This is a genomic window from Polynucleobacter sp. MWH-UH24A (assembly GCF_018687475.1).
GTDB lineage: Bacteria > Pseudomonadota > Gammaproteobacteria > Burkholderiales > Burkholderiaceae > Polynucleobacter.
Genome location: NZ_CP061292.1, coordinates 730738 through 748723, shown reverse-complemented (window position 1 = coordinate 748723; position 17986 = coordinate 730738). Strand labels below are relative to the sequence as shown.

The following is a 17986-nucleotide window of genomic DNA, read 5'->3' as shown; positions in this document are numbered from 1 at the left end:
CTAAAATGGTTCACGTCCAGCTGCAACCATTAATACGGCATATGCCTGCAATAAATCACTTTCAGCAATAGTGAGTTGATTTTGAATCAGACGTAATTGATTTTGTGCAGTTAATAGATCATTAAATCCTTGACCATTATTAGAATATTGAGTCAATGCCACCTTATAAGCTGCATCCGCTTGAGGTAATTGACTGTCTCGAATAAATTGCACTCGATTTTTAGTTTGTTCAAATACGGTATAGGCATTTGCTACACCCAAAATAATTTGCTGACGATTTGCAACGTTACTAGCTTCTACTGCTGCCTGCTTACGAACTGCTTGCTCAACTCCATACTTTTCCTTCATAAAAAAATACAAAGGAATCACAATATCAAATTCCAACTGATAAAAAAGTGCGCCATTATTGGATGCAAAAGGGCCTCGTGGCGTATAAGACGAGCCGATGACCTGAAAGTCTGGTAAGTAGGCTTTTTTAGCTAGGCTAACCCCTTTGCGAGCTGCATCCACCTCAAATTGTGAGCTGCGCAATAATGGGTGACTCGTCTCCGCATAATTCTCCAACTCAATTAATGTGGGAACGGAACGAATTGCTTGTTGCACATTTCCTGATAAAACAATTTTTTCGCGAGGATCGCGTCCAATCAGTTGATTAATATTACGGTACGCAAGTTGTAACTGCTTATCCAAATTAAACTGGTCTGCAACTGCTGCACTCTGGGCTACCTGAGCATTTAGAAACTCAACGTAAGCGGTTGCATTGTTTGCATAGCGGGCACGTGAAACGTTTTTGATTAATTCAAAACGTGTCACCATCTCTTTCGATACTTGCAATTGTTTTTGTGCAGATAGAGCGTTGTAATAGAGGGTTGATAATTGTGCGCCGAGTTGTAAATAACTAGATTCACTTTGCGCTAAGAGCGACTCTGCCGATGCGTCGGCAATCTCCGAAGCAAGCCCCCTCTTGCCTGGGAATTGAAAAGGTTGAGCAATTGAAATAGAGTTGTTGGCCGCACCGGTATTACCAGCACTTCCTAATGCCAGCGGAGAGTTCGGCGGCATACCTGACCAAACTAGCCCAAGCTGTGGATTAGCTGGCGCCGCTATCTGCGGTACGGTAGCTTTTGCCGAAAGGTAATTTTCCCGTAAGGCGGTCAGTTGCGGATTATTAAGCTTCAACTCATTCCATAGCTGCCGCAAATCCATTTCTCGTGGAGGAGTTTGCGCAACAGCCTGCCCAATCGACGAGCATAGGATTAGTAAACAAAAAAACGATCTAACAAAAAACAAGTAACGATCCCCGAGCAAGGGTTAAGTTGATGTAGAGATACGCTCTACCCCCTAAAAAACATCATCCAATCAGGGGCGGCGGTGCTCGGGCTTGATGAAATCCTAAAAGGTGTTGCTCAAAAAATGCTGCTTGCACAGTATGAAGTGCATATTTTAAAAAATCGATGCAAGTAGCTGCGCTTGCTTGAATAACGTATTTTTCAAAATCATCGGTTGTCCCATGCGATGAGGTAACCGTTTGCGCAAGATTTTCATTTTGCCAAAGGATTAAAGGCGGCTCAAAAATTGGTGTTATGGAATTGCCGTCTGCGACATGGTGCATCTCTTCAAAATCATCGAGATCTTCCTGAAAGGATGGGGTCGCAGCTTGGACAGAGCACCCAAAGACAATGGATGCAATTACAAACGAATGGATAAATTTTTTGCCAATTGATTCAAGCATGTGTGGATTCTAGCGTATTGGGCTTGAATTACAAGGCTTTGCGGCTTTGAAATTGTTGCGGGGCAACAAAAAGCCGCCTCGTGGGCGGCTTCTTTGGTAATACCGAATCGGTATTATTTGCGCTTGTTAACAGCGTCTTTAAACGCTTTACCAGCAGAAAACTTGGCGGTTTTTGAAGCAGCAATCTTAATGGCTTCACCAGTCTTTGGATTACGACCAGTACGTGCCGAACGCTTACCTTGACTAAAGGTTCCAAAACCAACTAACTGAACAGATTCACCTTTTGTTACTGCCTTGATAATATTTTCAATTGCGGAGTTCAGAGCACGCTCAGCACTTGCTTTTGAAAGTTCAGCATCATCAGCAATTTTTTCTACGAGTTCAGCTTTATTCATATTTTTCCTTTAAACAAACAATTAACAAACTTTAGAGAATGGCTTGCAGTAGCAACCCAAAATAGAAGTCTCCTAAATATACATTATCAATTCCTTAGCGATTCGCAACTGATAATGTTCAAGAGTTTGCAACAGGGATTGCTTGAATACAAGGGGATAACTCTAGGGATAATCCCGCATTTTTTGGAGATCTAGACCGCCATCAGACCCTTTACTGGCTTGATTTAGCGGTTAATTTCATAATCTGAATCCACCTGCCCGTCTATAAAATTAGACAGTCTGTGCCCGACGAACGAGCATCTGGCGCCCTATCATGACAGTTGTAATCACAAGTCCAGCAAAAAGAATATTCATCAATGTAATAGGCTCAGAGACCAAAATGGCAGAAGCCAACAAGGTACAAAATGGTTGCAGTAGCTGCACTTGACTCACGCGAGAAATTCCGCCAATGGCCATACCGCCATACCAAAAGAAGAACCCAACAAACATTGAAAAAATTCCCAGATATAAAAAGCTAATCCAAATCGTGGTGCCAGCCATGAAATAGGATTCTTGAAATGTAAAGGCGCTACCAAGCAGATTGATCGGTAGTGAGAGTACTAAAGTCCACGAGATGACTTGTTTCGCATTCATTGTCCGCGATAAGTTACCGCCAATCGCATAGGCAATTCCGTTTGCCGCGCAGGCAATCAATAGCAAGAGATCGGTATAGCGAAACCCCCCTTCACTATTTAAATAGGCATAGGTACAAACCAAGGCGCAGCCTGTCAGGGCGCTCATCCAAAAGCCAAAAGAAGGTCTCTCGTGGAACAGCAAAACCCCCGCAACCACGGTAGCCAACGGCATGATCCCCAAAATAACACCGGCATGAGAGGCCTCGCCCGTGGTCATCGCAATATTGATAAATAACGGAAAGACAAAGACCACCCCGAGCGCCACAATCGCAAATTGTCGAATTTGTTTAGCATCTGGAATCGGTGCCTTGGTGTAGATCAGATAGGCTCCAGCCAAAATCCCAGCGAGTAATGCGCGGGCAAAACATAAGAAATAGGGATTAAGGGTCTCAACGGCTATTTTGGTAACCGGCAGGGTCAGGCTGAAGATAAAAATACCAATGAAACCAACTAACATGCCTTTGGTTTCATGCTTCATCGATGGCTCTCAAGAAAATAAAATGGCTCCGCGATGGAGCCATGTGGGAACAAATTAATTGAATTAATTTCGGGATTTTTGTTTAATAGCAAATGACAAGTAGCCAAGAGCAAGACCGGACCCCAGGGAGAATATGAATACAGCAGTTTTGGAGTCAGGGGCACTTGCTGAGAAGATCAAGTAAAACGCTAGGGTAATGCTAACAACCATACCAACAAAACCAGCGATTTTCATGACCTTGTCTTTTGTACTCATTGAATCATTAATTAGCATCTGGAGCATTTTTTTCCTTTCAGCAAAAAGAATCGGCGGGACTAGAATTATTGTATAACGATTAAGCCATCACTTACAGGGGTAGCGTTGTTTAAAAAAACGGATCAAGGTTTTGGCAGCTTGCTCTAGGTTAAATTGCGGATTTTGCTGATTCCACTTTAAAAAATCATCCAATATTTGCTCACGCGTGTGATTAATTGCTGCAAAGCAAATACTGGGTTTTGAGCCCGCTGGCCGACTAGCTAAATAGGCTTGATAAACCCCCTCACCAAACCCGAAGCAAAAGTTTTGGGCATCGATGTCATTTCGCGACTTACAAAGCTCCACCATCGCAGCCGTTGATGCATCATGCGGCTTTACTTGAGCAAAACTGGTAACGGGAAGTAAGACCAAAAAGCTGATCACCAATCCAATGCTTACCCTCAGTGTTTTCATTATTCGTACCATTAACGTCTAAAGCCTCCCATACGACCTGCTCCAAAACCGCCTCCACGAAAACCCCCAAAACGATCTCGATTCTCATCAAAGCGAGCTTGCTCCCGCATCGCATTTTCTTGAGCAGCTTCCCGAGTTGCATTGGGGTTTGCACGATCCTCGGAAATCGCTCGGCGCCCCTCTTGGTTAAGTCGATTCGCTTGTGCTTTCTCCTCTGGAGTGGCATCTTTCTGAAATGAACTATCAGCACGTTGCGCGGCATTGCGCGCATCTTGACGCTCTTGTGGGGTTGCGTTATTTTTCCAGTCATTTAACAAGCGCTGCTGATTTGCAATGCTGCTAGGACCAATAAGACCACGATTTGGACGTTGCTCATTATTGTTGACATTAATCGTGCCACTTGACCAAGCTGGCGTTGCCCATAATGCTCCTCCGACTGCTAAACCTACCCCAAAAGACATTGCACCCCAAGCTGGATCGTATGCTGGATAAGGTGGGTAATCGGGATAGGGCCATGGGCCATACATCTGGGTTGGGTTATAAGTTGGTACATACACAATTTGCGTATTGGGTGGCGCAATCATGATGTTTCCGCTTGCATCGGTACTCACGGTCATTTGAGCATTCGTTTTTAATGTACCGGCGGCTTGCGCTTTCTTACGCAGTGCCTGAATAGCTTTCATCGTATCTGCCGGTTGTAATTTATAGGCATTTCCGAGATTTTGCGTCCACTGCAATTGCTTACCCATCATGGTTAACGCCTGGGGAAATGTCATTAATGACTTCACACTATCGTTCCACGATTGGGCATTTAGCGCATTGGTGAGCGCACTGCCTTGCAAACTCGCATTGCTCGAGCGCCAGTTATAGGCTTCAGCAACCTCGAGTGGATAAGTTGAAGCCAACAGCATGATGGAGAGTAATGAATCGGGGTACAAAGCAATAGGAGAAACCAAGGACTCCAGTTGCGCATTTGATAATGTTTGGGGGCTGGCACTGGCCGAGACAGAGCTTCCAGAGCCAGTATTTGATTGCCCACCTGCGCAAGCACCTAATAAGAGCATCGTGGCGACACTCACCGCAATACAAATAGGCTTCTTTGATTTAGCCATCACGATCTTGGGGTTCATTAATTTCAGCGATACACAAAAGAATGAATTATTTTGCCATCTCCGCCACAACCTCGCCAGTGATGCGTGCTGCTAACTCGTCCTCGGGGGTAAAGGATTTGCCCCAACCCTCTTTTTCATAAAGCTCAACCTCTTCAGGGTTTCGTGCTCGAATAAATATTTTTACTTCCGGATTAAGGGTTCGGGCAGTCTCAACCATCTTGCTAATATCAATCGAATCTTTCGTTGCAATGACCAAGATTGCGGCGCGGGCGATATGTGCTTGAATCAACACAAAAGGATCAGCTGCGTCACCGGTTACGGCAGGAATATTTTGGTTTCGTAAGTTCTCAACAAGACCGCGATCTTTTTCAGCAATCACGCAATTAATATTATGTGATTTAAGGTTCTCAAAGACTTTTTTACCCACTCGACCATAACCAACAATGACCACCTGCTTATGTAAGAGCGATTGATTGACAGTACTTGGCAATAAAGAAAGGGGGTCGAGTCGCTCATCAAGCTTACGCGCCAGATGAGAGCGTTTTCGAGCCCATACAAGGGCAGGTTCAATGCCATTAAATAAGAAGGAGTTTAAGGCGATCGATAAAATTGCGCCCGCCAGTATCAAGCTATAAGCCTCATTCGGGATTAGATTCATGGCAAGGCCCATGCCAGCGAGAATGAATGAGAACTCACCAATTTGTGCCAAGCTCACACCGACTGTTAAAGCGGTTCCAAGTGGGTAATTAAATAGGAGAACCAGAACAATACCCACTGCCATATTTCCAATCAGAATGATTGAAACAACGATTAACAATTTAAGCGGCTCTTGCCAAACGATCTCCGGGTTAAAAACCATTCCAACCGATACAAAGAATAAAACAGCAAAGGCATCGCGTAAGGGTAAAGATTCATCAGCAGCACGTTTACTTAGCTCGGACTCACCAAGCATCATGCCCGCAAAGAATGCGCCGAGCGCAAAAGATACATCAAATAATTCAGCCGAAAAGAAGGCAACCCCAATTGCGGTAGCAATGACAGCCAAAGTAAACAGCTCTCGCGAGCCACTCTTTGCCACCAACCATAACATCTTGGGTAATAAACGCTTCCCAACCACTAGCATCAGTGCGATAAATGCGGCAACTTTTGCAAGGGTTAAACCAATCATAGACAGTAAATCGCCAGAACTCGCCTGCTGAGTAGTGGCTGCGTTATCCCCATAGATACCAGCCAATACAGGCAATAAAACCAGGGCTAAGACCATGACGAGGTCCTCAACTACGAGCCAACCAACTGCAATTTGGCCATTCGCTGTTTCCAACAAGCCTTTTGATTCAAGTACTCGCAAAAGAACAACGGTACTTGCAACAGACAAGCTGAGGCCAAAAACAATGGCACCAATGGTTGATAAATCCCAATAGCTTGCAACCATAAAACCAAGTGCGGTAACCACAATAATCTGGAGTAATGCACCAGGTACGGCAATTTTTTTGACGGCCATCAAATCGTCAAATGAAAAATGCAGTCCGACACCAAACATCAAGAGCATTACACCAATCTCTGCTAACTGCTGCGATAGCCCAATGTCTGCCACGAATCCAGGAGTTGCAGGTCCAATCATGACCCCAGCAATTAAATAGCCGAGCAATGGCGGCATTTTCAAATATGAGGCAGCCAAGCCAAAGATCAGAGCCAATCCAAAACCTCCAGCTAGAGTAGCAATCAGAGTAACGTCATGTGGCATAGATCGGAATAGTTATTCGTTATCGATATAAACCATTCGATAGTATCAGTTTTGTTTTTATACGCTCCAGCAAAAAACCATACTCCATCAGCATTCCCCGTTTTTTCTTAGTCGTTGTTGAGGAATGTCTCCTGCAATGGCAAATGTGGAGAGTTGGGATAAAGCCACGCTTACAAATGCTGTCATGCAACATTCTTAAATTAAGCGTATAGTAGATTTAGGGTTAACCCTTAAAAAGAGTTAATTCCTATTTAAATCATACCTTTACAAGAGGAAAATGCATGAAAAATCTAATCAAATTACTCAAAAATAGCATTGAAGCTTGGTCTGAGGCACGCCTTGCGTATCTCGCAAGGAACCGAAAAAATTACCCCATGGGGTCATGAAATGACGGTTTTCACTCACTTCCTGCCCGAAACTCAAATCAGTCGGTACGGCTCGTGGCTAAAAACCTTGGACCCCCAGACGCTAAGGAACTACTTTGGGATTAGCTTAAGTGCTGAGGGCATCAACCGCCTCATCCGCAAATTTAAACAGGACAAGGCAAATCATCATTTTTTAATTGCTCATCACGATGGACACTGGGCTGGTGTAATTCATATTGCCTGTCTTGATGATGCAGTGGAATTTGGCGTGATTGTGAAAAAAGAGTTTCGTCGACATGGCATTGCCGATCAACTATTGAGCGAAGCAATCACTTGGGCTCAAAACCGTGGCTACCATACGCTCTATATGCATTGCGTCATCGAGAATCAAGCAATTCGACATTTATGCGATAAGCACGGCTTGCAATCCAGGAATATCTACGGCGATGTTGAAGGTCATATGGACCTACCCAAACCCAGCTGGCGATCCCTATGGAAGGAATATTGGCAACGTCAAGCCAATTGGTATTACTTTGTCGAAGACCGGCTGAAGGACACAAAGGCCATCTAAAGTTAAGCTCTTAGAGCAATTCACTGATCTCGATTAGATTTTGGTCGGGGTCGCGTACATAAACTGAATTTATTTTCGTCGTTGCTCCAGTCCGAACAACCGGCCCTTCGATGATTGGCCAATTTAGAATTTTTAATTGCTCAATCACCTCCTTCAATGGACGGTCTGCAATAAAACATAAATCAAGCGAACCAGGTGTTGGAACATCCGCCTTGGGTTCAAATTCTTTACCTTTGATATGAAGATTAATCTTTTGCTGACCAAACTTGAATGCTTTACGCTCAACCGGTGGTGTTCCCCCAATAAATGACTCAAGTTTCATCCCAAGAATGCGTGTATAGAAATGGATGCACTGTTCCTCGTGTGCAGTTGTTAAAACCAAATGATCCAAATGATCAATCATGTCCCCTCCATCACAGTTGCTAATGAATAGATCATATGGCATCCAACCCATAATTTAAAGTGTTCAGTTACGGTTAAATACCGGATGGGTGAATCTGAATCAGCACACTTCTCCCCAGGCTATCGCGAAGATGCTCTAACTGAATACCATATAAGCGCTCTAAGTCCACTGGTGCACCATGATCGGCTGGACGATCCTGAATAATGCGTCCCTGCTCAACAAGCAGTAAACGCTCAAAATCCAAGGCATGATTGATGTCATGCAAAACGGCTAGTACCGCATGGTTTCTCTCGCTGGCAAAGTGATCGATCGTACTCAGTAATTGGTACTGCAGCCCTGGGTCTAATGCCGCCACTGGTTCGTCTACCAATATCAGACCATCATATGCATCCCATAGTTGAGCAAAGACCCGTGCCAGATGAACTCGTGCTTGCTCACCGCCAGATAGCGTATTAAAAGTGCGTCCTAAAAGATGCTCCGCACACGCCATCTGGGCTGCTTGCATAACAATCGTTTCTTGGTTGACCTTATTTGGGGCGCTCACCCGCCCCAGCTCAATCACAAGATCGGTCATGAGTCCAAAGGCAATTTGGGTGTTCTGAGGCAGAACCCCGCGAATTCGACTCAGTTGCGCCGATGAGTACTGATTCATCGAAGTGCCGTTGATCAAAATCGAGCCACTTTTTAGTTGATGCTCTCGCGCAATCAACCGCACAATCGTTGACTTACCGGCACCGCTTTTTCCCAAGATCGCAATACGCTCACCTGCCTTGATCGAGAAATTAAAGGGTCCGAAGAGTTTTTTTCCAAGCTGCAAAGAAGCGTGATCAAGCCGCAATTGCATATCAATCAAGCCTTGATCGATATTGCCGCAATAGGATCAAAAATAATGGTCCACCCAGTAGGGCTGTAAAAATACCGACAGGAAGCTCTGCGGGGATTGCAATGGTCCTGGCAATGGTGTCAGCAATCACCAGCAGGATCGCCCCAACACCCGCTGAATAAGGAATCACCCTCTTTTGATCAGACCCTAAATAAATCCGCACAAGGTTGGGTGCCATTAAACCAATAAAGCCAATCATGCCGCACCACGCAACCGCCAATCCAGAAAGAGTGGCGACCAAAACGATGGCCTTCGTTCGTAGCCGCAAAATGTCTACCCCGAGATGATTCGCAATGCTCTCACCCAATGTCAAAGCATTCAGATCCTGTAAAAGAGTTCGAATCCAGGCCCATCCGATGACCAAGACTCCAATCAGCATCCCGACCATTAACCATCGCGCGCTTGCGAGAGACCCAAGGGTCCAGAAAGTAAAGCTACGCAATTGTTCATCGTTAGCTAGATAAGTGCACAGGCCGATCACGGCACCTGCTAAGGCATTCAATGCAATGCCGGTTAATAGCAAACCAGTAATCGATCCCGGAGATACAACACGGGCAACATAATCAAGACAGAAACAAACCGCTATAGCACCCAAGAATGCAAAAAATGGGATGGCCCAAACCCGAAGTTCTTCGGTTGGAATAAAACGAAAGCCATCCAACATCACGATACCGATCGCCACGCTGCAACTGGCGCCCGCAGAGACTCCCAATAGACCAGGATCAGCTAAAGGATTACGAAATAAGCTTTGTGCGAGAGCGCCTGCAATGCCTAGAGCCGCGCCAACCGTAATAGCTAATAAGACACGTGGGATCCGAATGGTCCAAAGCACATAACTGGCACCCTCATAACCATTCTGCTGACTAAATAGGTGTAACCAATCAGCGCTTTGAATATCCACGGCACCGAAGTTCACTGCAATTAGAAATGCAAACAATCCTATAAAAAATATCCCGAGTCTTATAATCCAGGTTGAGTAATCAAAATGACTGACAGCCTGCCTCATCCGAATAATGCTCGTGCTTGACGATACAGAGTTATGACCGCCTCAGGCATTCGTGGACCAAACCCCAATAAATAAACGGCATCCATCGAAATAACCTTCTGACTAAGAATCGCTTTCGTTCTTTCCATACCGGGCAAACGCGCAAGCTGACTACGTCCGCCAATCGCTTGCAGCCCTTGGTCGGTGACCAAAATTAAATCGGGATTGGCCACAATCACTGCTTCTGGAGTAAGTGGCTTATAGCCCCGAAATCCATCCATCGCATTTCGCAGACCAGCGTAACGAATCATGGCATTGGCATTGGTTTCTTGGCCAGAGACCATCACTTGGGATGGGTTCATTGAATGAATATAGAGCACACGAGGAGCTGCACTTGGAAAGGGTTTAGCTTTCATCGCATCTTCTATACGAGCCCACTGCTGCTGCAACTGAAACTTCAATTGATCAGCTCGAGTTGGTTGATGAATCGCCTGACCAATCGCAATCACCCGATCGCAAACTCCGGTAAAGGTGTGGTGGGCAGGTATCCGTTGTATCCGAATACCGGCATCTTGGATCTGCTGAAGTACTACTGGAGGACCCGCATCCTCGGTACATAAGATTTGGCTTGGGGATAGGGATAAAACGCCCTCCGCCGATAGGGTTCTCGAGTAGCCAATGCTGGGCAATGAGCGGGCTGCATCTGGATAAATGGAGGTCGTATCAACACCCACAATCAAATCGTTTGCTTCGAGTGCATACACAATTTCTGTAACAGCGGATCCAATACAAATCAGACGTTGGCGACTTGAAATGGATTGAGTTCGTGCTGCCCAAGTGGACTTCCCAAACCAAGCCACAGGGATAGTAGCGATTGTGCATAGCGCACGACGACGCCCTGTATGACAAAGATCACTCATTGGCAGACCTCCATCAATCCATGTTCACCCTCAATATCGATTACTAGGTCTCGCCAGGATTCAAGCTCAGCGCTGCCGGGCTTGCGCTCTCCAAAAAACATTGCAATAGCCTCACCGCTGTGATCAAAAAACTCGATCGAAGTGACAATGCCATCCACAGTTGGCTTACGAACAATCCAGGCATGCGCAATAAGATCGTGGCGGACATGCAGATTAAATCGGGGATCCATCACATTGATCCAAGACCCCTGCTCAATGATCCGATCAATGGGTCCCGAATGAATCTGAATCATTCCAGGATTACCAACAAAAACCATGATGGGTGTTTGGGTCTGAGCTGCACGCTGCAACATCGATCGTAGGCAGTCTTTAGAAAGCTCACGAACAAACTCTGGCTCTGCCAAACGAAGTGCCTGAGTACGGGTAAGCGTGTATTTTCGTAAGAGTGGATAAAAATCATGGGTATCCTTGAGTTCTCTCCATGCCTGCCAAAATCCGGCGCGATCAATCTCTTCGTCTGGAATGGGATCTGACTTTATCTTGGGCTTTAAAACCTCAAGGCCAGGCTCTTGTTGACTGGCTGCGAATAATGAAACGATTCCATCAAAAGCCGACACATCACTCTGTGGTTTCAGATAAATCTTATGAATGGCCTGGCCCTGGGCATCAAAAAATTGCAAGCTATGCTGCTCTCCCTGAGAACTACTTTCAGTAACCGCAAATCCAGCAAACCACTGTTGATAAAAGATCCGCAAGTCAATCTCACCCACGACGAGGCCCACTGACCCATCATGACTAACGTGACGGTATTGGCCAATTTTTTCATGAACACACGCTTCATTTCGAGTAAGCGCCATGACCTCCCCAAGCGTCTCGACTGAGGCAAGTAGCTTTGGCCACTCCGTATTCAGACGAATTGCTCTTAAGCCATTTCGAATCGCTGTACCAAGTCCAACATGAGCAGCAATCAACTCCCCTTCCGAGATATCGAGCTTCATAGCAATATCACGATGCCGTAAGCGTCCTTCTTTGCGTAGCGTGATAAACGATTGACAAATACGATGAATCGTCGGTTTCATAAGGCCTCCTTAAAAGTCGTAGCGAGCTGAGATTTGCCAGTTCCGCAGCGCTGCCGTGGCTGATTGTTGAGTAGCTTGGGCGTTGTACTCTGAAAATCCACCAGCAGCCGCTCGGTTTTGAGTTAGAACAGAACCTTGAACATCTGACCAGTTCCAATAGGTGGTGTTGAACACATTATTGAGATTGGCATTGATCGTTAGTTTTTTGAGGGGTTTCCAGTAGCCCGTCAGATTAAGAACGATGGATGCGGGTGATAAGAATTGATTGGCTGTACCACCGGTAGCATTATTAAAGTTCACACGATCAGCGGATTTACCCTGATTCCAAATAACATTGGCAAATGCTCCCCAAGTAGTAGCGTCATACCGCAATCCTGCAATGGCGCGCAAAGGTTGAATCGTATTTAGCGGTGCTGAAATCCCATGTTGGGTTTGCTCACCATCGCTATAGGCCATTGCTGAATTCGCCTGCCAACCCTGAGCAAACGCCCAATCCGTTCGGACATCCCAACCCCAAATATTGACCTTGGATAAGTTTTGATATTGAAAGATTTGGTTAGGTCGTTCGCCGGAACTAACCTGAGAAATAAAGTCTTTGTAAGAGTTTGCATACCCCGATACTTGATAACGAAACTGCTGAAGCTGGCCGCGAGCGCCGACCTCAAAGCCATTGCCAGTTTGCGGTTTCAACTTGGGATTTGGGATGTTGGTATACCCACTTCCCGCAAAATAAGACAATGTTTGATCCGGTGTAGGTGCCGTAAATCCAGTTCCCCAGTTTGCAAACGGACGAAACTCGCGGGCTATATTCCAAATAGCCCCAATTCGAGGGGATACTGCTGATCCGGAGTTCGATGGCAATGAACCAGTGACTGGTGTAATCGAGTAACTGTCAAAGCGAAGTGCTGGAATCACACTCACTTGATTGAACTCCATTTCACTTTGCAAAAACGCGCCTGCTAGGTTGTAGGTCGATTTAGGTGCGGGTGTAATTGAACTCCCATTACCAGCTGCATTGAGCTGACTGGATATCTGCGAGGAACTCCAATCAAATCCATAGGTGAGTCGCTGATTCACAACGCTGGAAAGGTTACTCTCCAGAGTGGTATTGATGCCGTAGGTGTCTTGGCTATAGGTGTTGTTGCGACTGCGCCATGATGAAAGACTTGAATTGCCAACTTGCTGCTGGTAGGCATTTTGAGTGACATCTGCATCTTGGTAATACACCATGACATTGGCTTTTTGAACGAACAGTGCTCCACTGTCTTTAAAGTCGTATTCACCCGATACGCGATTACGCGTCGTTTTATCTTGAGTGGTGGATGTCACGACATTGTTATAGGTCGTTGGGCCAAAGGATATCCAACCGCCACTAACTCCCAGATCGGATAAATTACTCACGTTTTGTGTCACATTTTGAGACTCATAGGTAATGCCCAGTTTTTGATTGCGATCGATTTGGGCAAATCCCTTAGTCAGAACATACCAATTGCTGTAATCCGCTGGATTGGGCGCCGTCCTGGTGATGCCGGTTGAGTCAATTGATCCCTGGTTTTGATATTGGTGACCGGCTTGAAAGTTTCCAAGGACCATCCCTTGCAAGTGGTCTTGAATACCACCATAGCCAAATGTTGTATTCGAAGATGTATCGACGCTTGAGTAACCGGTGCGAGCAAATCCGCCGTGAGTCTCACCCTTTTTGATGAAATCACTTGGATTAAAGGTCTGAAAGTTCACGATCCCAGCAAGGCCATCGCTACCATACTGAGTTGAGGATGGGCCGCGTACCACCTCGACACGACGAAACCCATCAACATCCAAAAAGTTTCCTCGCCCAACCGATAGGGCCCCAAATGAGAACGCATTGGGTACCCGAATCCCATCCACTAGGAGTAAGACATTATTTCCCTGTAGCCCACGAATATTGACACTTTCATTCCCCCCCCCGGCCCTGGGCTCCGACAGCTAGACTAAATCGTTGCGTTTGCTGGGGAACCGTGACGTCTACCGAGTTATTGAATAAGTCTTTAATGTTGCGGTCACCCCTTTCTTGGATTTCTTCGGCCGTTGTCACTGTCACGACATTGGGTACGTTATCGACCTTACGAAGGGACCGAGTCGATGTTACGGTAACCTCTTTCAGAATGACATCCACCTCGCCCCGCTCACCACGGGATTGTTCAATGGGCCTTCCATCTTCCGTGATGACTGTCTGACTATGGGTACTCATGGCAATACCCGCCAAAGTGATTGCTGCAATAGCCTTCCATGGAAGTTTTCTTAGATTCATGCTCGCTAGAATTTGATGACACTAGCTAGCGACGGCGGGCTGTGACGTTTACACAATCGTTTTTTGGTTAAAACGAATCCTTACTTTAATGAGAATGATTCTCATTGTCAAGTAATATTGACAATATTCAGTGTATGGAAATTAAGTTAATACAAAGACAATCGGTAATCGATAGCAGTACGGAATCGCAGCACCATTTTTGCGCGCCGGATGAAATTTCCAGTGCGTCACCGTATTCAAGGCCGAACGATCGAGTGCTGGATGTCCTGAGGATTGAGCCAATTGCAAGCGATCAATCAACCCATACTCAGATACACATAATGAAAGCCATACCCTGCCCTCCTCCCCATTTTCTCGACTAGCAATTGGATACGCTGGCTTTGGATTATTGAACCTTGAGTCAGCAGCGGACGGCAATACTATGGGTGCAGATGAAACGTTTGTGTCTCTGCTCTCTGGCTGTTGACTGGTTATGGGGCCCTGGCTACTCTCAATGGTCGTTGCATTTGGTTGGTTAATCGGATATTGTTTTGCATGAATTGGCGAAGTTACTTTTTTTTGAATCGTATTTGACTCTCGCTCAACTAATTGACCATAGAGGATGGCAGGCGTCTCAGGTTGATGATTGCTTATGGCAGTCATGATCCATCCAATTAGCAATGCATGCCCCACGCATACCGCTAGAGTAATTTTGAATGAAGGCGAACGCAGCAACTGCCCTGAATCCATATTACTTGGTTAAGATCAATTTACCGAATTGGGTAATGCGTAAGGTGTAGATCACTCCACGATGATTAATCTGAATCGCGCTTTCCAAACCAAACAACTCCTCACTTCGGTATATCCGAATGCAATTTGATTTATTCATCGTCTTTATTTTTTATGAACATTAACAAATGCTACTACAAATGAGAATGATTATCAATAACTGTTCGTAGTTAAATACATTCTTTAGTCCTTTAGGTTTTTGGGATACCGCAGGAGCGGCACTTAAATGGAGTGCAAGCCTTTGCAAGAGCTGCATGGCATTGAAGAAGTACCATAATAGAAGCAACTAAAGTTAGTCCTATTATTTATTCAATTGATTACTTCGAAACCCTCTCGAACCATTAGCCCAAATGTAGCTTCGTTATTGATTGTGATTGCGGAGCTCATGGGAACCTCCTTGTGGTTCTCGATCAATGGCGTGGCTGACAATTTAATTGGTTCCTGGAATATCAATCTTGCAGGCATTGGTGTTTTAACCAATGCCGTGCAATTGGGTTTTGTAGCGGGCACCTTAGTATTTGCCTTAAGCGGTATTGCGGATCGGTTTAAACCCAGTCATTTATTTGCCGCTTGTGCCCTACTTGGGGCTCTGTTCAATACCGCATTTGCGATATGGGCCGATAGCATCTGGATGGGCTCTGCACTGCGTTTCTTGGTTGGAATTTGTTTAGCAGGCATCTACCCCATCGGTATGAAACTCATCATGACTTGGGATCCTCAAAAGGCATCCTCTCGTATCGCGCAATTGGTTGGCATGCTTACTCTGGGAACCGCCATCCCCCATGCCACACGCTACTTCGGCGTTGATTGGCCTTGGCAAGAGGTGATTCTGTTCTCCTCCTTCCTGGCTATCATTGCGATGGGAATTATTTTTTGGCTTGGCGACGGCCCCCACCTCAAATTAGGCACCGCCTCACGGGTGAAGCTAAGTGGCTTTCGACAACTTTTTGCTATCCCAGCATATCGTCGCTCTGCATTAGGTTATTTCGGTCATATGTGGGAGCTCTACGCCTTCTGGGCATTGGTGCCATTTCTGATTGCCAGTACGTATCCCGTTCAAAATCCCTTGAATTTATCTGGATTGGCATTTTCGGTCATCGGGGTCGGTGCGCTCGGATGTTTTCTTGGAGGGCAACTTAGCAAATCAATGGGTGGGGTCAAGGTTGCCTCAACCGCTTTAGCGCTATCGGGTATCTGCTGTCTTCTCTATCCATGGCTGACTGGTTTGCCACTGTGGGCGCAAATTTTGTTTTGGCTTATTTGGGGCATGAGTGTCGTCGCTGACTCACCACAGTTCTCGGCCCTATCGGCCCAAGCTTGCCCACCCGAAATTGTCGGTACGGCACTGACAATTCAAAATGCGATTGGCTTCACCATTACGATAATCTCAATTCAAATCAGTACCTTGGTCTTGCCCCTCGTGGATCACTACATTACCTGGCTATTACTACCTGGCCCTGTATTGGGACTTATTTTTTTGAATCGCATTTCAAAGAATAGTTCTTAAATATGCGCCGTATCGAAATCGTCACCCCAGCCCCTCCTGGGAGCCTCCACGGTAATCGTGTGACCGCCAAACGATGGCAAGGTTTTTTAAGACAGCTTGGCTACCGAGTCCCCATCACTGAATCTTGGTCTAAAAAAGACACCGACCTTCTGATTGCCTTGCATGCCTATCGAAGTCATGCGTCAATTGATGCGTTTAAGCGCGCATACCCTAATCGTCTTTTAATTCTGATTCTGACCGGTACTGACTTATATCGGGATATGGCAAACCACCCAGAGGTTCATATATCGATGGCATTAGCAGATACATTGGTGGTTTTACAGGCAGAGGCATTACAAATCATCCCCGCAAAATGGCGTCATAAGACAACGGTCATTCATCAGTCGGTACCGCAGATACCAAAGCAGCAAAAGCCCAAAGGGCAATTCAGTGTGAGTGTGATTGGGCATCTTCGCCCTGAAAAAGATCCTTTTTGTATCATCCGCGCCTTACCCTATTTGCGCAGCGACAGTCAAATCACTATTCAACACTTGGGGATGGCGATGAGTGTTGAGATGAAGAAATCAGCATTGCAAGCGACCAAACAATATGGTCGCTATACCTGGCAAGGCATGGTGAGTCATCAGAAAACACTAAGAACCCTGGCGCGCAGTCACGTCATGGTTATTTCTAGTCGCATGGAGGGTGGCGCTCATGTGGTTTCTGAAGCAATTGCCGCAGGTATTCCAGTCCTTGCCTCAAAGATAGCGGGCAATTGTGGGTTACTCGGAAAAGATTATTTGGGATATTTTCCGGTTGGTAATGAAAAAGCTTTAGCCAGACTTCTGCTCCGTGCAGAAACCGATCAATTGTTCTATAAGAAACTTCAAGATCAAATTAAACAATTGCGAAAATTCATAAAGCCAGTTCAAGAAAAAGCTGCTATTCAAAAACTATGCGCCAAGCTATTCCAATCAATACGATCTAATAAATAAAAATATTTTTATGACATCGCTTGCGGATATTGTCTTGGCTTTTCACTTTAGTATCGCCCTCTTTATTACGCTGGGCTTGCTGCTCATTCCGCTTGGATTTATTTATTCCTGGTCCTGGATTCGTAATCGCCGCTTTCGTCAGATACATGCCGGCCTCATGCTCTTTGTTGCTATCGAGGCAGTATTTGCCATCACCTGCCCACTGACAGTATTGGAAGCTCAGCTTCGACAGACAACTGCCCCACAATCATTCTGGGCTTATCAGCTTAATCAACTCCTTTACTGGGATTTACCACCCTCTTTCTTTGTGGGACTCTACCTTCTTTGCAGCATCTGGGTAGTCTATCTTTGGAGGCGAATTCCACCTCGCTCTTTGGGTCAGTAAATCACACAACCAC

Annotated in this window: 21 protein-coding genes; 4 read left to right on the top strand and 17 right to left on the bottom strand. The window is 45.7% G+C overall.

Annotated features, from left to right (window positions below; translation table 11 throughout):
• The 8 genes from ICV32_RS03970 to ICV32_RS03935 all read right to left on the bottom strand — a co-directional run bounded on the left by ICV32_RS03970 (nucleotide 1) and on the right by ICV32_RS03935 (nucleotide 6843).
• Nucleotides 1–1179 carry a TolC family protein gene (locus ICV32_RS03970; protein ID WP_251371926.1) on the bottom strand — a complete coding sequence of 393 codons (1179 nt, stop codon included), beginning with the start codon at nucleotides 1177–1179 and terminating at the stop codon, nucleotides 1–3.
• A 172-nt stretch (nucleotides 1180–1351) separates the two neighbouring features.
• Entirely contained in the window at nucleotides 1352–1732 is a 381-nt protein-coding gene (locus ICV32_RS03965) for a hypothetical protein (protein ID WP_215372120.1), read from the bottom strand.
• A 113-nt stretch (nucleotides 1733–1845) separates the two neighbouring features.
• On the bottom strand, nucleotides 1846–2127 hold the full coding sequence (locus tag ICV32_RS03960) for an HU family DNA-binding protein (RefSeq protein ID WP_215372118.1): 282 nt from the start codon (nucleotides 2125–2127) through the stop codon (nucleotides 1846–1848).
• 270 nt (nucleotides 2128–2397) lie between these two features.
• Nucleotides 2398–3279: a DMT family transporter gene (locus ICV32_RS03955; RefSeq protein ID WP_215372117.1), complete on the bottom strand. Its 882-nt coding sequence runs from the start codon at nucleotides 3277–3279 to the stop codon at nucleotides 2398–2400.
• A 63-nt stretch (nucleotides 3280–3342) separates the two neighbouring features.
• Entirely contained in the window at nucleotides 3343–3534 is a 192-nt protein-coding gene (locus ICV32_RS03950) for a hypothetical protein (RefSeq protein ID WP_215372115.1), read from the bottom strand.
• Nucleotides 3535–3621: 87 nt separating this feature from the next.
• Nucleotides 3622–3987, bottom strand: coding sequence for a Rap1a/Tai family immunity protein (locus ICV32_RS03945; RefSeq protein WP_215372113.1), 366 nt, complete (start codon nucleotides 3985–3987; stop codon nucleotides 3622–3624).
• 11 nt (nucleotides 3988–3998) lie between these two features.
• Nucleotides 3999–5117: a DUF3300 domain-containing protein gene (locus ICV32_RS03940; RefSeq protein ID WP_215372111.1), complete on the bottom strand. Its 1119-nt coding sequence runs from the start codon at nucleotides 5115–5117 to the stop codon at nucleotides 3999–4001.
• Nucleotides 5118–5145: 28 nt separating this feature from the next.
• Nucleotides 5146–6843, bottom strand: a complete 1698-nt coding sequence (locus ICV32_RS03935) for a cation:proton antiporter (RefSeq protein ID WP_215372109.1) — start codon at nucleotides 6841–6843, stop codon at nucleotides 5146–5148.
• A gap of 387 nt (nucleotides 6844–7230) precedes the next feature.
• Here ICV32_RS03935 and ICV32_RS03930 point away from each other — a divergent pair, with 387 nt between their 5' ends.
• Nucleotides 7231–7779 carry a GNAT family N-acetyltransferase gene (locus ICV32_RS03930; RefSeq protein ID WP_215372107.1) on the top strand — a complete coding sequence of 183 codons (549 nt, stop codon included), beginning with the start codon at nucleotides 7231–7233 and terminating at the stop codon, nucleotides 7777–7779.
• A gap of 10 nt (nucleotides 7780–7789) precedes the next feature.
• On the opposite strand, the gene ICV32_RS03925 is transcribed toward ICV32_RS03930, so the two are convergent.
• The 9 genes from ICV32_RS03925 to hemP all read right to left on the bottom strand — a co-directional run bounded on the left by ICV32_RS03925 (nucleotide 7790) and on the right by hemP (nucleotide 15207).
• A complete protein-coding gene (locus ICV32_RS03925; protein WP_215372105.1) occupies nucleotides 7790–8182 on the bottom strand; it encodes a VOC family protein in 393 nt (130 codons plus the stop codon).
• A 73-nt stretch (nucleotides 8183–8255) separates the two neighbouring features.
• Complete coding sequence (locus ICV32_RS03920; RefSeq protein ID WP_215372103.1) at nucleotides 8256–9026, bottom strand: ATP-binding cassette domain-containing protein; 771 nt, start codon at nucleotides 9024–9026, stop codon at nucleotides 8256–8258.
• Nucleotide 9027: 1 nt separating this feature from the next.
• Nucleotides 9028–10002: an iron ABC transporter permease gene (locus ICV32_RS03915; protein ID WP_251371925.1), complete on the bottom strand. Its 975-nt coding sequence runs from the start codon at nucleotides 10000–10002 to the stop codon at nucleotides 9028–9030.
• Nucleotides 10003–10067: 65 nt separating this feature from the next.
• Nucleotides 10068–10970: a hemin ABC transporter substrate-binding protein gene (locus ICV32_RS03910; protein ID WP_215372099.1), complete on the bottom strand. Its 903-nt coding sequence runs from the start codon at nucleotides 10968–10970 to the stop codon at nucleotides 10068–10070.
• Nucleotides 10967–12049: a hemin-degrading factor gene (locus tag ICV32_RS03905; RefSeq protein WP_215372097.1), complete on the bottom strand. Its 1083-nt coding sequence runs from the start codon at nucleotides 12047–12049 to the stop codon at nucleotides 10967–10969. The genes ICV32_RS03910 and ICV32_RS03905 overlap by 4 nt, the downstream gene beginning before the upstream one ends.
• A gap of 9 nt (nucleotides 12050–12058) precedes the next feature.
• Entirely contained in the window at nucleotides 12059–13972 is a 1914-nt protein-coding gene (locus ICV32_RS03900; RefSeq protein ID WP_251371966.1) for a TonB-dependent receptor domain-containing protein, read from the bottom strand.
• A 10-nt stretch (nucleotides 13973–13982) separates the two neighbouring features.
• Nucleotides 13983–14339 carry a Plug domain-containing protein gene (locus ICV32_RS03895; protein ID WP_215372093.1) on the bottom strand — a complete coding sequence of 119 codons (357 nt, stop codon included), beginning with the start codon at nucleotides 14337–14339 and terminating at the stop codon, nucleotides 13983–13985.
• 141 nt (nucleotides 14340–14480) lie between these two features.
• Entirely contained in the window at nucleotides 14481–14981 is a 501-nt protein-coding gene (locus tag ICV32_RS03890; RefSeq protein WP_215372091.1) for an energy transducer TonB, read from the bottom strand.
• An 88-nt stretch (nucleotides 14982–15069) separates the two neighbouring features.
• Entirely contained in the window at nucleotides 15070–15207 is a 138-nt protein-coding gene (gene hemP / locus ICV32_RS03885; protein WP_215372089.1) for a hemin uptake protein HemP, read from the bottom strand.
• 213 nt (nucleotides 15208–15420) lie between these two features.
• Here hemP and ICV32_RS03880 point away from each other — a divergent pair, with 213 nt between their 5' ends.
• From ICV32_RS03880 to ICV32_RS03870, 3 genes are read left to right on the top strand one after another with little or no spacing between them, the layout of a single operon-like run.
• The gene (locus ICV32_RS03880) at nucleotides 15421–16614 is read left to right on the top strand and encodes a nitrate/nitrite transporter (RefSeq protein ID WP_251371924.1); all 1194 of its coding nucleotides are present in this window, start codon (nucleotides 15421–15423) and stop codon (nucleotides 16612–16614) included.
• Nucleotides 16615–16616: 2 nt separating this feature from the next.
• Complete coding sequence (senB, locus tag ICV32_RS03875; protein ID WP_215372087.1) at nucleotides 16617–17588, top strand: selenoneine biosynthesis selenosugar synthase SenB; 972 nt, start codon at nucleotides 16617–16619, stop codon at nucleotides 17586–17588.
• A gap of 10 nt (nucleotides 17589–17598) precedes the next feature.
• On the top strand, nucleotides 17599–17973 hold the full coding sequence (locus ICV32_RS03870) for a DUF2784 domain-containing protein (protein ID WP_215372085.1): 375 nt from the start codon (nucleotides 17599–17601) through the stop codon (nucleotides 17971–17973).
• Nucleotides 17974–17986: the final 13 nt, after the last annotated feature.